At 37.6% G+C, this 14,563-nt stretch carries 11 protein-coding genes, 2 tRNA genes and 2 rRNA genes; 9 read left to right on the top strand and 6 right to left on the bottom strand.

The genetic code is table 11. The features are described 5' to 3' along the window. The first annotated feature begins 11 nt into the window (after positions 1-11). The 4 genes from rrf (ACFFHT_RS04725) (at position 12) to ACFFHT_RS04710 (ending at position 473) form a co-directional block, all read left to right on the top strand. Positions 12-127, top strand: a 5S ribosomal RNA gene (rrf, locus tag ACFFHT_RS04725). 50 nt (positions 128-177) lie between these two features. Further along, positions 178-293 (top strand): 5S ribosomal RNA (rrf, locus tag ACFFHT_RS04720). A 12-nt stretch (positions 294-305) separates the two neighbouring features. Then, positions 306-382, top strand: a tRNA-Asp gene (locus ACFFHT_RS04715). A 15-nt stretch (positions 383-397) separates the two neighbouring features. Beyond that, a tRNA-Trp gene (locus tag ACFFHT_RS04710) sits at positions 398-473 on the top strand. Between the two features lie 224 nt (positions 474-697). Here the strand turns inward: ACFFHT_RS04710 and ygfZ are convergent. From ygfZ to pnp, 4 genes are all read right to left on the bottom strand, one after another. Continuing rightward, positions 698-1,573, bottom strand: a complete 876-nt coding sequence (gene ygfZ, locus ACFFHT_RS04705; protein WP_382373935.1) for a tRNA-modifying protein YgfZ — start codon at positions 1,571-1,573, stop codon at positions 698-700. 71 nt (positions 1,574-1,644) lie between these two features. Beyond that, positions 1,645-3,426 carry a DEAD/DEAH box helicase gene (locus ACFFHT_RS04700; protein WP_382373925.1) on the bottom strand — a complete coding sequence of 594 codons (1,782 nt, stop codon included), beginning with the start codon at positions 3,424-3,426 and terminating at the stop codon, positions 1,645-1,647. Between the two features lie 42 nt (positions 3,427-3,468). Further along, positions 3,469-4,389, bottom strand: a complete 921-nt coding sequence (nlpI, locus tag ACFFHT_RS04695) for a lipoprotein NlpI (RefSeq protein ID WP_382373923.1) — start codon at positions 4,387-4,389, stop codon at positions 3,469-3,471. 91 nt (positions 4,390-4,480) lie between these two features. Then, positions 4,481-6,637, bottom strand: a complete 2,157-nt coding sequence (gene pnp, locus ACFFHT_RS04690) for a polyribonucleotide nucleotidyltransferase (protein WP_382373921.1) — start codon at positions 6,635-6,637, stop codon at positions 4,481-4,483. A 489-nt stretch (positions 6,638-7,126) separates the two neighbouring features. On the opposite strand from pnp, the gene glpA reads away from it, so the two are divergent. From glpA to folA, 5 genes are all read left to right on the top strand, one after another. Then, positions 7,127-8,800, top strand: a complete 1,674-nt coding sequence (gene glpA, locus ACFFHT_RS04685) for an anaerobic glycerol-3-phosphate dehydrogenase subunit A (RefSeq protein WP_382373919.1) — start codon at positions 7,127-7,129, stop codon at positions 8,798-8,800. Beyond that, the gene (gene glpB / locus ACFFHT_RS04680; RefSeq protein WP_382373917.1) at positions 8,790-10,067 is read left to right on the top strand and encodes a glycerol-3-phosphate dehydrogenase subunit GlpB; all 1,278 of its coding nucleotides are present in this window, start codon (positions 8,790-8,792) and stop codon (positions 10,065-10,067) included. The genes glpA and glpB overlap by 11 nt, the downstream gene beginning before the upstream one ends. After that, on the top strand, positions 10,064-11,329 hold the full coding sequence (gene glpC / locus ACFFHT_RS04675; RefSeq protein ID WP_382373915.1) for an anaerobic glycerol-3-phosphate dehydrogenase subunit GlpC: 1,266 nt from the start codon (positions 10,064-10,066) through the stop codon (positions 11,327-11,329). The genes glpB and glpC overlap by 4 nt, the downstream gene beginning before the upstream one ends. Positions 11,330-11,531: 202 nt before the next feature. Then, positions 11,532-12,686 (top strand): prephenate dehydratase, encoded by a 1,155-nt coding sequence (gene pheA / locus ACFFHT_RS04670; protein ID WP_382373913.1) that lies wholly within the window; start codon positions 11,532-11,534, stop codon positions 12,684-12,686. A 7-nt stretch (positions 12,687-12,693) separates the two neighbouring features. Then, positions 12,694-13,182: a type 3 dihydrofolate reductase gene (gene folA / locus ACFFHT_RS04665; RefSeq protein WP_382373933.1), complete on the top strand. Its 489-nt coding sequence runs from the start codon at positions 12,694-12,696 to the stop codon at positions 13,180-13,182. Here folA and ACFFHT_RS04660 read toward each other — a convergent pair. Further along, positions 13,162-13,545 (bottom strand): fluoride efflux transporter FluC, encoded by a 384-nt coding sequence (locus ACFFHT_RS04660; RefSeq protein WP_382373911.1) that lies wholly within the window; start codon positions 13,543-13,545, stop codon positions 13,162-13,164. The two genes, folA and ACFFHT_RS04660, sit on opposite strands and share 21 nt — an antisense overlap. A 2-nt stretch (positions 13,546-13,547) precedes the next feature. After that, entirely contained in the window at positions 13,548-14,369 is an 822-nt protein-coding gene (locus tag ACFFHT_RS04655; protein ID WP_382373909.1) for a Cof-type HAD-IIB family hydrolase, read from the bottom strand. Positions 14,370-14,563 lie beyond the last annotated feature (194 nt).

Below are 14,563 nucleotides of genomic sequence, written 5' to 3'. Positions count from 1 at the left end.
AGCCGAATTATCCTGGCGGCGAGAGTGCAATAGGCCCACCTGAATCCATGCCGAACTCAGAAGTGAAATGTTGCCACGCCGATGGTAGTGTGGGAGCTTCCCATGTGAGAGTAGGTCACTGCCAGGTTTTATTTTTTAAGTATATTTTTTAGAAGTGTATTTAAAAAATAAGAATTTTTTGGCGATAATAGTGCAACAGGCCCACCTGAATCCATGCCGAACTCAGAAGTGAAATGTTGTTACGCCGATGGTAGTGTGGGAATTTCCCATGTGAGAGTAGGTCATCGCCAATTTCCCCATTTAGCGGAGCGGTAGTTCAGCTGGTTAGAATACCTGCCTGTCACGCAGGGGGTCGCGGGTTCGAGCCCCGTCCGTTCCGCCACTTTATTATACCAATAGGGGCGTAGTTCAATTGGTAGAGCACCGGTCTCCAAAACCGGGTGTTGGGAGTTCGAGCCTCTCCGCCCCTGCCATTATTTAAATCTCTTTATTCCCAATTAAATTCCTAATTTTTAATTTATTGTATTGTTTGTATTTGTCTTATTACTAAACCTGACTAGGAATTAGGTTTATCTATTTCTTATTTTATATATTTCTTTTTATTAGCCTTATACCTTATACGATAAAGCTAGAAAGAATATTAAAAAAGCATAGTCAAGATAGCTATGCTTGTTGAATAAATAAGATGAAATATTAATTATTCTTCAATAAATTTATTGGCTAATACTTGATAAGTCGCGCCATTTTCGTGTAAGCGGAATAGGGTATTTAATGAAATATCCTTATTAAGGACAACTTGAAGCCAAGTTTGTTGATCATTATAGGTAAAATTAATAATTGTACCTGTACGACGCCAACCACTTTCTAATGCCATTTCAACCGCATTACCAATGTCAACTTGTTCTCGAGTGTCACTGATAAGCGTAAACATAGCTAATTTATTTGCACCACGATATTTCGCTCGAGCAATCGTTTCTTGTCCAATATAACAACCTTTACTAAAAGAAATTGCTCGTTCTAAGTATTGTAAATTTAATGCTTGAGGAATAAATTCGCCTTGAGATTGTGCATTAAATAGAGGTTGTCCATTAAGAATATGAAGTGCTTTCCATTTATCTTGATCCTCAATGAAGTTACGAGGAGTTTCTGTTAATAACAGATAATACCCTTGTTCTGGTGCGGCGATATGTAAAATGGTATCGGTTGCAGTTTGATAAACTTCAGTATCAACACTGAGATCTTCTGGTAATTGATCCGCAGTAAATGCGTAAATAGAGAGTTCCTTTGCCATAAAACTCACTTTGGAGAATACAGCATATTTTTTTAATTGATCCAATGCACTAGGTAGTAAACTTTTCTCAAAAATAAACCAGAATTGTTGAGAAGAAAATTTGATTAAACGGAAAAGTGAAACCATTTTTCCTTTAGGATCACAATGTGCGGCAAGTGTAGAGCTATTGTCTGGCATTTTTACTACATCACAAGTGAGCTGACCTTGTAAAAAAGTTTGACTATCTACGCCAGAAATCTCGATAACACAATAATTTGTTAATTGACTAGCAAATTGGGTCACTTTATTTAATGTAGGCATAATTTCTCCTTAGAGATGAAAAATAGGGCTTGTGTTACCAAGCCCTAGTCGAATTAATGATTAGCAAATTTTTTACGACTTTCTTTAAATTTTCGTTCTTTTCCAGCACGAGATTTTTTATTGAAAGAATCATTATCTCGTTCACGTGATTTTTTACGTGATGAATGATGTTTATCATCAGAACTGATAGTTGCCGCTTCTAATAAAGACATTCTCATTGGTTTACCAACGACATAGGTACGTTGGAAATGTTGCAATAATCCTTTTGGCATTTCAATAGGTAACTCAACAGTTGCATGATGTTCATACAATTTAATATGTCCTATATAACGACTACTTAAATTTCCTTCATTAGCGATTGCACCAACGATATGCCCTACTTCTACCCCATCGGCACGACCAACTTCGATGCGATAAACATCCATTGGCATACTATTATAATTTTTGGCTCCACGACGTTCAGCAGAACGAGGGTTTTCACGGCGTTCTTTTTCTTTACGTACTGGTTTGATTTCAGGATCTGGCGGTAGAATTAACTTTTGTTTACCTTGTAATAACATCATCATTGCTGCTGCAATATCTTCTTGAGATTGGTCCGCAGCAAAAATATCCTCAAGTAAACTGCGATAGAGTTCTAGATCATGATGTTCTAATTGTGCAGTAATTTTTTGTCTAAATTTCTCACGGCGTACTGTTTGTAATTGCTCGTGATTTGGGACTTGTGTCTCATCAACCGTTTTCTTCATTAAACGTTCAATATTGCGGAGATGGCGTCTTTCTCTTGGCTCAACAAATAATAATGCACGTCCAGCACGCCCAGCACGCCCTGTACGACCAATTCGATGAACGTAAGATTCTGGATCGAGAGGAATATCATAATTGACAACTAAACTAATACGTTCAATATCAATACCACGAGCAGCTACATCTGTTGCAACCAGAATATCTAAACGGCCGTTACGTAATTTATCTAAGGTTTGTTCGCGTAATTGTTGTGTCATATCACCATTTAATGCTGCACAACGGAAATTATTTCTTTCAAGGAGTTCGGTAATTTCTAGGGTTGCTGTTTTGGTTCGCGCGAAAATAATCGCCGCATCAAACTCTTCAACTTCTAGGAAACGAACTAATGCTTCACCTTTTTTAAATCCATTTACTAACCAATAAGATTGCGTAATATCGGGTGCAGTTTGTTGGGTAGATTGAATTTTAATTTCTTGTGGGTTACGCATAAAACGGCGAGTAATGCGACGGATTGGTTCTGGCATCGTTGCCGAAAATAGTGCGGTTTGATGTTGCTCTGGTAACTCAGCCATCACGGTTTCAACATCTTCAATAAAGCCCATGCGTAACATTTCATCAGCTTCATCCAACACGATAGCTTTTAAAGCACTTAAATCTAATGTTTTACGACGAATATGATCTAAAATACGCCCTGGTGTACCAACGACAACTTGTGCACCTTGTTTTAATGCACGTAACTGGATGTCATAACGTTGTCCACCATATACAGTAACAATGTTGATGCCTTTTAAGTTTTTCGCGAACTGTTCGCAAGCATCGGCAACTTGAATGGCTAGCTCACGAGTTGGTGCCATAACAAGTAATTGAGGATATTTTTTATCAACCTCAATATGGGTTAATAGTGGCAGTGCAAAGGCGGCAGTTTTACCACTACCTGTTTGCGCCATACCTAAAACATCTTCTCCATTTAATAAATGAGGAATACAAGATTGTTGAATAGGTGATGGATTGATAAAACCTAAATCTGAAATTGCAGATAAAAGCGTTTCTGGCAGACCTAAATCTGCAAAGGTTAAAGTTTGTTCTGTCATGTAAATACCGAAAGTATAAATAATTTTTTGTAATAAGTGTTGTTATGGTTGGTTTTGTGCTTTCACTTTAGTTTCACTTAAACGTAATAACTCTAACAATGCAAAACGATATTCAACAAAGCTATAAACTTGATTCACCATTGCGAGTTTAAATAACGTGATTGCATCTTGTTTGTTATGTAACATTAATTGCTGTTTTGCCAGATAAAAATAAGTTTCCGTTAATACTTCTGCATATTGTGAGGAAGATTTTTCTGCATACTTTTTCATTCTTTCACGTAGTTCAGTAAGTGAAATCTGATCTAAGTAATATTGCACGATATTTGTTCCCCAATATTCATTGGATAACTTACTGGCACGTTGTTTAAGTAAGGCTAAAGCCTGATTTGGATTCTGTTTTAACTCATTAAAGTATAGCCATAATACACGATAAGGATTGGTTATTTCTTCCTGATAAAAGGTTAGGAGATCATCCTCTGCTTCAGTATAGCGATTAGAGTAATAAAAACTTAAGCCACGATTAAAGAAAGCATAACTATAATGAGGATCAATCGTTAACACAGCATTAAAATAATCAATGGCTGCATCATAATCCCCCTCAATGAGTGCGTAGATTCCTAAGTAATTGTAAGCATCTGCCATTTTAGGTTTGAGCTGGATCGCTTGAGAGAAATCAAAGCGAGAAAGCGTCCAAAGACCAAGACTATCGTACAGTACGCCACGTTCGAAGTAGAATGCAGCACGATCTTCATGGTTCATCTTCTCTAATTGCAAAACTTGGCTGAGTTTGGCAATCACAACCTCTTGATCCAGATGTTCCTGTGGTTTGGTATCTGAAAAGATAAGCTGTGAATCTGTTCCTAATACGCTTAACGGTGAGGTACTACAACCTGCAATCAATAAACATAGAGAGAAAAAAGGAAAATAAAAAAATGAACAAACTCTTTTCTGCAACTGACACATGATACTGCCTTTAAATTAGCACTAAGCTCAACATCACTGGCAAAAACACCGTGATAAATTTTTTATCACGGTGTTATTCGTCATTGCTTAATTATGCATCCACTGAAGATTCTTCAACAACATTTTCTTCATCTGTTACAGGTGATGAAGTTTCACTTGCTGGTTGTAAATCTTTCATTGTTAAACGGATACGACCTTGACGATCAATTTCAACTACTTTCACGGTAACTTCTTGGCCCACTTGTAGATAATCAGTCACTTTTTCTACACGAGCTTCAGAAATTTGTGAAATATGAACTAATCCTTCTTTGTTGCCAAGTACAGAAACAAATGCACCGAAATCAACAATACGTGTTACTTTACCTTGATAGATTTTGTTTACTTCTACTTCTGCAACAATATCTTCAATTTTCGCCATTACTGCTTTGGCAGCATTGTTATCTGTTGCGGCAATTTTCACTGTACCATCATCATCAATATCGATTGAAGTACCTGTTTCTTCAGTTAAGCTACGGATAACAGCACCACCTTTACCAATGACATCTTTGATCTTCTTCGGATCGATCTTCATGGTGTGGATACGTGGAGCGAAATCAGAGATATCGGCACGAGGGGTTTGAATAGCTTGTTCCATAACGTTCAGGATATGCATTCTGGCACTTTTCGCTTGATTTAATGCAATCTGCATAATTTCAGGGGTGATGCCTTCAATTTTGATATCCATTTGTAATGCAGTTACCCCAGTACGTGTACCAGCCACTTTAAAGTCCATATCACCAAGATGGTCTTCATCACCAAGAATGTCTGATAATACAACAAATTTTTCATCTTCTTTCACTAAGCCCATTGCAATACCTGCAACAGCTGCTTTAATTGGTACACCTGCGTCCATTAATGAGAGTGATGCACCACACACTGATGCCATTGAAGATGAACCATTAGATTCAGTGATTTCAGATACAACACGAACGACATAAGGGAATTCAGCTAAGGTTGGCATAACAGCAGCTACACCACGTTTTGCTAAACGACCATGTCCAATTTCACGACGTTTTGGAGAACCGATTTGTCCAGTTTCACCTACTGAATATGGAGGGAAGTTGTAGTGGAAGAGGAAATGATCTGCTCTTTCACCTGTTAATTCATCAATAATTTGTGCATCTCGTTCAGTACCCAATGTCGTAATCGCTAATGCTTGAGTTTCACCTCGAGTAAAGATAGCAGAACCATGGGTGCGAGGAAGTACGCCAGTACAAATATCTAATGCACGTACAGTATCCACAGTACGACCATCAATACGAGGTTCGCCTGCTAAAATACGGCTACGTACCACACGACTTTCTAATTCGTGAATAATGTCAATGATTTTGCCTTCTGTAATGCTTTCATCTTCACTATTTTCAGCAAGAATAGTGGCACAAACTTCTGCTTTGATCGCATCAATTTGTTCATAACGAGCTTGCTTTTCAGTAATACGATAGGCTTCACCTAAACGAGCTTCAGAAAGTTCTTTAATACGATTAATTAAGGCTTCATTTTTTGTAGGTGCTTGCCATTCCCAACGAGGTTTTCCTGCTTCTGCAGTGAATTCTTTAATCGCTTCAATAACTACTTGTTGTTGTTGATGGCCGAAAACTACCGCAGCCAACATTTGTTCTTCTGTTAAAATATCTGCTTCTGATTCAACCATTAAAACGGCTTTATCTGTACCCGCAACAACTAAATCTAAACGACTTTGTTTTTGTTCAGCCATAGTTGGGTTAAGTACAAATTGATCATTAATGAAGCCAACACGTGCTGCACCGATTGGACCATTAAATGGCACACCAGATAATGATAATGCAGCAGAAGCACCGATCATTGCAACAAGATCTGGACTAATTTGTGGATTCACAGAAACAACGGTTGCAATAATTTGAATTTCATTCAAGAAGCCTTCAGGGAACAAAGGGCGAATTGGGCGATCGATCAAGCGAGCGATCAATGTTTCACCTTCAGAAGGGCGACCTTCACGTTTAAAGAATCCGCCTGGAATACGACCAGCAGCATAGCTACGTTCTTGGTAATTTACGGTTAAAGGGAAGAAATCTTGCCCTTCTTTAACCTCTTTTTTGGCTACAACAGTAACAAAAACACTGGTATCGTCCATGCTTGCCATTACTGCTGCAGTTGCCTGACGTGCAATAGCACCTGTTTCTAATGTTACGGTATGTTGACCGTATTTAAATTGTTTCACAATTGGCGTCACAACTTTTTTCCTTATAAAAAATAGATTAAACAAAAAATGATGTTTTGTAATGACCCGTTTGCGACTAGCAAAAGTATTTTCAACTTAAAAATACTTTTGTTAGCCGCACACAAAACGAGGTATCACAAAAGCGCATCATTATAACGCGATTTTGGCTTTATGGCAGTTTATTTTAAGAAATTTATTGGTTTATAGATCGTTGTAAGATCAGTTGAGTTAAAAAAGAAGAAGAAAAAAAGAGATAAAATTATATTAAATAATGACTCAAACTAGCTGTTTTTGAGCGATAACGCAAATAAAAATAACTTATTCATCTAAATGCTGGGTCTTTTAACAGCACTTTTTCGCTATAAAAATGTGATCTAGTTTGCATATTTGTTCTTTTTCAATCAAATTTTGATTTTTTGTTTTCTTTTTGAGTTAAAATACTTATAAATTTTCGTATTAGAATAATTTATTATTTTTTCTTGGGTGTTGGAGGCTTCAAATATGACAAATCAGCAGCTAAATTCAACCACACCGAATTGGGAAACAGATGTAATCATTATTGGTGGTGGGGCAACAGGTGCAGGGATTGCTCGAGATTGTGCGTTAAGGGGACTTCGTTGTATTTTATTAGAACGTCGTGATATTGCGACTGGAGCAACGGGACGTAATCACGGGTTATTACATAGTGGTGCGAGATATGCAGTTAATGATCATGAATCTGCAGAAGAGTGCATAAAAGAAAATATGATCCTAAAACGGATTGCACGCCATTGTGTAGAAGATACAAAAGGACTTTTTATTACGTTACCTGAAGATGATCTTGCTTATCAAAAAACCTTTATTGATAGTTGCCAAAAAGCAGGTATTGAAGCCATTCAGATTGAACCTGATTTAGCAAAACGTTTAGAACCTTCAGTTAATCCATCTTTGATTGGTGCAGTAGTCGTACCAGATGGCACCGTGGATCCATTTCGTTTAACGGCAGCCAATATGTTGGATGCCAAAGAAAATGGTGCAACCATTTTAACCTATCACGAAGTAGTAAAATTATTACGTGAAGGTGATCGTGTAATTGGCGTGGAAGCTTTTGATCATAAACGAAAACTATATGCAAAATTTTATGCGCCTATCGTAGTTAATGCTGGCGGTATTTGGGGTCAAGGTATTGCCGAATATGCTGATCTGAAAATTAAGATGTTTCCAGCAAAAGGATCATTATTGATTATGGGGCATCGGATCAATAATTTAGTGATTAATCGCTGTCGTAAACCAGCCAATGCCGATATTCTCGTACCAGGTGATACCATTTGTGTCATTGGGACAACGTCTGATCGTATCCCTTATGATCAAATTGACAATATGATTGTTACTCCTCAAGAAGTGGATGTGTTGTTTACTGAGGGAGAAAAACTTGCCCCTTCATTACGTCATACTCGGGTATTACGTGCTTATGCTGGAGTTCGTCCGCTTGTTGCGAGTGATGATGATCCATCAGGCCGAAACGTGAGTCGTGGTATTGTGTTATTAGATCACGAAGCACGAGATGGACTAAAAGGTTTTATTACTATTACTGGCGGTAAATTAATGACATATCGCTTAATGGCGGAATGGGCTACGGATTTAATTTGTAAGAAATTGAATCGCCAAGCAGAATGTAAAACAGCTATTCAACCTCTACCAGGTTCACAAGAAACGGCAACAGAAACACATCAACGTATCGTATCTATTCCAAATCCAATCCGAATTTCAGCTATTTATCGTCATGGTGCAAGAGCAGATCGCTTATTAGCAGAACAACGTCTTGATCGTAGCCTAGTGTGTGAATGTGAAATGGTTACAGCGGGTGAAGTGAAGTATGCCGTTGAAGAGCTAGATGTAAATAATTTAGTGGATTTACGCCGACGTACCCGTGTGGGCATGGGAACTTGCCAAGGAGAACTTTGTGCTTGTCGTGCTGCTGGATTGATGAGCCGTTTTAATGTTATTTCCGCAGAGCGTTCAACAACTCAACTTTCTTCTTTCTTAGAAGAACGTTGGAAAGGCATTGAACCGATCGCATGGGGCGATGCGATTCGTGAAGCAGAGTTTAGTAGCTGGATCTATTTCAGTTTATTAGGACTAAAACAGGTTAATCCACAAGTAACAGAACAAGGGACAGATAAAAATGAATTTTGATACAGTGATTATTGGTGGCGGATTAGCTGGTTTACTTTGTGGGATCAGGCTCCAACAACAAGGGCAACATTGTGCCATTATTACAGCAGGTCAAAGTGCAATCGACTTTTCTTCTGGTTCGTTAGATCTATTAAGTTTTTGTTCAGCACAACCCGTTGAGAAGTTAGCGACAGGATTAAATCAATTAGCACTAGATTCTCCTCAACATCCATATAGTTTAATGGGGACAGAATCGGTTTTACATTATGCACAGCAGTTTCAACAATTAGTACAGCAGTTACAATTAAACTTAGTCGGTGAAGTAGAACAAAATCATTATCGAGTTACCCCATTAGGTTCATTACAACCAGCGTGGCTATCACCTCAACAAGTGCCAACGTTGCCAATGACTGGGGAAAAGTTCCCTTATCATTCATTAATGATTTTAGGGATTGAAGGTTTTCATGATTTTCAACCACATTTGTTGGCGGCGAATTTACAACACTTGCCACAATTTGCTGAATGTGAGATTCACCATACTTTGTTACATATTCCAGAGTTAGATCATTTGCGTACTAATGCACGTGAATTCCGTAGTGTTAATATTTCGCAAGTGCTAGAACATAAATTAAATTTCCATGAGTTAGTGGCAGAAATTAAACAGGCAGCAGGGCAAGCAGAAGCAGTATTTCTACCTGCGTGTTTTGGACTAGATGATGAAAGTTTCTTTGAACAACTAAAACAAGCAACTGGTTTGGCACTCTTTGAATTACCGACATTGCCACCTTCTTTATTAGGGTTACGTCAACATTATAAATTACGTCGTGAGTTCCAGCGTTTAGGTGGGGTATTGATGAATGGTGATACCGTATTACGCAGTGAATTTGCTGAAGGTAAAGTAAGTAAAATTTATACGGCACAACATGAAGAGATCGCATTAACCGCCAATCATTATATTCTTGCCACAGGTAGTTTCTTTAGTAATGGTTTGATCGCACGGTTTGAAAAAGTTGTTGAACCGATCTTTGCTCTTGATCTGTTAGCCGAGAGTGATCGTTTACAATGGACCACTCACCGTTTTGCCGATGCACAACCATATCAACACTATGGTGTAAAAATTAATGCACATTGCCAAGTAATGAAAGCGGGAAAAATCGTACCAAATTTGTTTGCTGTTGGGGCAGTGGTTGGTGGTTTTAATGGCTTACATCAAGGCTGTGGTTCAGGGGTATCTATTGCGACAGCTTATAACGTGGCGGAGTATATTTTAGCGGGAGGTCAGCAATGAATTTACAACAATTAATCGCACAAGCTGAACAAACTCACCAACAACCTTATCACGATTCAAGTTTTGAGAGTTGCATTAAATGTACGGCATGTACAGCAGTTTGCCCAGTATCACGTAATAACCCAGCTTATCCTGGACCAAAGCAAGCTGGCCCAGATGGTGAACGCTTACGTTTAAAAAATCCATTACTTTATGATGAAGCACTTAAATATTGTACTAACTGTAAACGGTGCGAAATTGCTTGTCCGTCAGGTGTGAAGATTGGCGATATTATTGTGCGTGCCAGAGATCATTACGGTAAAGGCAAGGGTAAAAGTAAAATCCAAAAATTACGTGATGCGATTTTAAGTAATACTGATTTAATGGGAACGATGAATACCCCATTTGCACCAATTGTGAATACGATTACTGGTTTAAAAGCGACTCGTTTCTTGTTAGATAAAACATTAAAAGTAGATCAACGCCGTAGCTTACCAAAATATTCCTTCGGTAGTTTCCGTAATTGGTATAAGAAAAATGCAGCGGAACAACAAAGTTTGTATCAAGATAAAGTAGCGTATTATCACGGCTGTTATGTGAATTACAATAATCCTGAATTAGGTAAAGAGTTGATTAAAGTCTTTAATGCGATGGATATTGGCGTTGTATTGCTTGAGAAAGAAAAATGTTGTGGCTTACCATTGATGGTGAATGGTTTTCCACAAAAAGCGATGAGTCAGGCAGAATTTAATATCCAACAACTTGAAAAAGTGGTGGCAGAGAAGAGTCTTGAGATTGTGGGGACTTCTTCAAGCTGTACGTTAACTTTAAAAGATGAATATGAGCATATTCTTGGTAAAGATAATAGCAAGGTAAAAGGACACATCAATTTAGTTACTCGTTATATTTATAAATTATTGGAAAGTGGTGAAAAAACATTACCGCTTAAACCATTACCATTACGAGTGGCTTACCATACCGCTTGTCATATGGAGAAAGCAGGTTGGGTACCTTATACCATTGAGTTATTAAGAAAAATTCCTGGATTAGAGTTGGTTATGCTTAATTCACAATGTTGTGGGATTGCAGGAACCTATGGCTTTAAATCAGAAAATTACGCTACTTCACAAGCTATCGGTAATTCTCTCTTCCAACAAATTGAAGCAGGTAATTTTGATTATGTGATTTCGGATTGTGAAACCTGTAAATGGCAAATTGATATGTCAACGAGCAGAACTTGCTTGCATCCGATTACGCTATTAGCGATGGCATTGGGCGAGTAGTTGATTTATTTCAGAGAGAAAGGCGAGGTAGCTCGCCTTTTTTTCTTTGATTCTTTATAATCCTTTAGCTGTTTAATTTCAAAATAATTTTGTGTTACTTTGCCTTATTGTATTATCTTGTACCGTCTTAGGCTGTTGTTGCCCAAACTTGTTTTGAATTTAAACGACTATAAATTCGCACAACATCATTATGGATTTTATTATGACCTTAGATTTAACCGAAATTCGCCATAAAATTACACAAATTGATCGTGAAATTTTGAGATTATTGGCAGAAAGACATCAAATTGCTTATGACGTCGTAAAAAGTAAAGAAATTACCAAGAAGCCATTACGCGATATTGAGCGTGAACAGCAGTTATTAGATGCGTTAATTCGTTATTCTGAAGGACAAAATTATCATCTTAATCCGCAGTATATTACCGAAATTTTCCAAAAAATTATTGAAGATTCAGTATTAACCCAACAAGTTTATTTACAAAATAAGTTAAACCAACAGCGTAATAATGAAATTCATATTGCCTTTTTGGGGATGTTAGGCTCTTATTCCAATTTAGCTGCTCGTAAATATGCTGAGCGTTCACAAAAGCAACTGATTGAGTTAAGTTGTGAATCATTTCAACAGGTGTGTGATGCCGTCGCGAGCGGTAAAGCGGATTATGGGGTATTACCAATAGAAAATACTACCTCTGGTTCCATTAATGACGTGTATGATTTGCTACAACACACTGATTTACATTTAGTTGGTGAGTTAACTTATCCTATTCAACATTGTGTATTAACCTCTCAAGCGGCAGATTTAAGCGAAATTGATACAGTTTATAGTCATCCACAAGTGATTCAGCAATGTAGCCAATTCCTGAATGCGTTACCTGGTATTCATGTGAAATATTGCGAAAGTTCTTCACATGCGATGCAATTAGTAGCAAAAATTAATCGCCCAAATGTGGCAGCGTTAGGAAATGCCGAAGGTGGCAAATTATATGGTTTACAGGTGTTGCAAGATGGTATTGCTAATCAAGTCAATAATATTACTCGCTTTATTGTATTAAGTAAGCAACCGATAGCAGTTTCGCCACAAGTGAGTGCAAAAACGTTGTTATTAATGTCCACAACACAGCAGGCAGGTGCATTGGTTGATGCGTTATTAGTCTTTAAAAAACATCAAATTATTATGACGAAATTGGAATCTCGTCCGATTTATGGCAAGCCTTGGGAAGAGATGTTTTATGTTGAGTTAGAGGCAAACTTACATCAAGAAACTACGCAACTCGCCTTACAAGAGTTACAAACCTATTGTAGTTTTGTGAAAGTGTTAGGTTGTTATCCGAGTAATATTGTAAAACCAGCCGCTTGAGGTAATGATGAAACTGAGTTTAATTGTGGCAATGACAAAAAATCACGTCATTGGATTGGAGAATAAAATGCCTTGGCATTTGCCAGCAGATTTGGCATGGTTTAAACAAAATACCTTGCATAAACCTGTGATTATGGGGCGTAACACTTTTGAATCGATCGGTCGTCCTTTACCACAGCGACGTAATATTGTGTTATCTCGTCAGGCTAAAGCGATTGCGGGCGTTGAAGTGGTGGCGAATTTAGCGCAAGCATTAGCATTGGTGCAAGATCAAGAAGAAGTGATGATTATTGGTGGTGGGCAGTTATTTTCAGAAACGTTGGCACAAACAGAGCGATTATATCTAACGGAAATTGATGCTGAATTAGAGGGTGATACCTATTTTCCGACATTAAATCTAGATGAATGGCAGCAGCGTTTTAGTCAAACGCATGCCGCTGATGAAAAAAATCAATATGCTTGTTGTTTTAAAATTTTAGAACGCCAGCATAAGTAGTCGCCATAAACCAATACCTAATAGCGTAAAGGCTAAACAACCAAAAAGGTGTAAACAAACAACCCCAATCCCAGTGAGCCATTGCTCATCAAGAAAAATGTTAACGACCTCACCAGAAAAAGAGGAGAAGGTCGTTAAACTGCCTAAAAAACCTGTGATAAAAAATAGTCGCCACTCATTACCAATCATCGGAAATGAAAGCAGAATACCGCTGATTATTCCCATCAAGAAACAGCCTAAATAGTTGGCGATTAAGGTACCAAAAGCAAAGCTAGTAAAAATTGGGTTGAATAGGTTGCTTAATCCCCAACGAGAACAAGCCCCTAATGCAGCACCCACTGAAATATAGAATAGTTGAATCATAGTTAAATTAAGTTAAAGGTTGCACGTAAATAACTGGCGACCGCTTCGTGAGCGTGATGTCCAATGATTTCTAAGTTTGGTAAGGCTTTGACTAATGCTGGGTTAGCATTTGCCATAATGCAGCCTTTACCTACAAAATCCAGCATACTTTCATCATTCATACCATCACCAAAAGCTAGACAGTCATTAGCAGAATAATGGCGGTTAGCTAAGGCTTTTTTCAACGCATTTCCTTTGGAAACATCTTTATTCATAATTTCTAAACAGTTCAAAGAGGCATAAACAATCTCGGTTTGTTCGCCATACGTTTTACGCAAATATTGCTCCAAGTCGAGTAAGTCGGTTTGGGTTCTAGCAATAAAAAAGACTTTTTCAGTCCCACTTGCATCGTGTTTGCGGAAATCGGTTATCTGGTAAGTAAAACCGGAGTCTTTATGGTATTTCGCCATTTGTGGAATATCTCGATCAATAAACCAACCTGAATCTTGGTAAGAATTAACAAAAATTTTATCTTTATTGAAAGGTGTATTGAGGATTTCTAAAGCGAGATCGGCAGGAAGATCATTTTTATCTAATAATTTACCTGAAAGATCGTGAATTCTTGCACCGTTAGAGGTAATGATTTGGATATTTTCAATCCCGATTTTTTCAACAATAGAAAACACATCTTCATGTTTTCGACCAGTGGCTAATACAATATCCACTTGTTTTTGTTCTAATTTTCTTAAGGTTTCTATTGTGAAATTCCCAACAACATGTTGAGCATTAAGTAATGTACCATCAAGATCTGAGGCAACGAGTTGAAAAGGAAGTAAACTACGCATAATGTTCCTAAATTTTTCCCTAAATTTTCCCTAAAAACGGACATATGTTAGCAAAAATCATAAAAAACAGGGTGTTTTTTTACGTTTCGATAATGTGTAAAAATTTTTTATAAAAATAGTTTGATTAATTCAAAAAATGTGATATCAATAAAGACGCTCAAAAGCACACAACATACATACTTAGACCCACATTG

This window comes from Gallibacterium melopsittaci (assembly GCF_042433085.1).
In the GTDB taxonomy this organism is placed as follows: Bacteria; Pseudomonadota; Gammaproteobacteria; order Enterobacterales; family Pasteurellaceae; genus Gallibacterium; species Gallibacterium melopsittaci.
The sequence above is the reverse complement of the archived record's forward strand: the minus strand, read 5'-3'. Positions and strand labels throughout refer to the sequence as shown.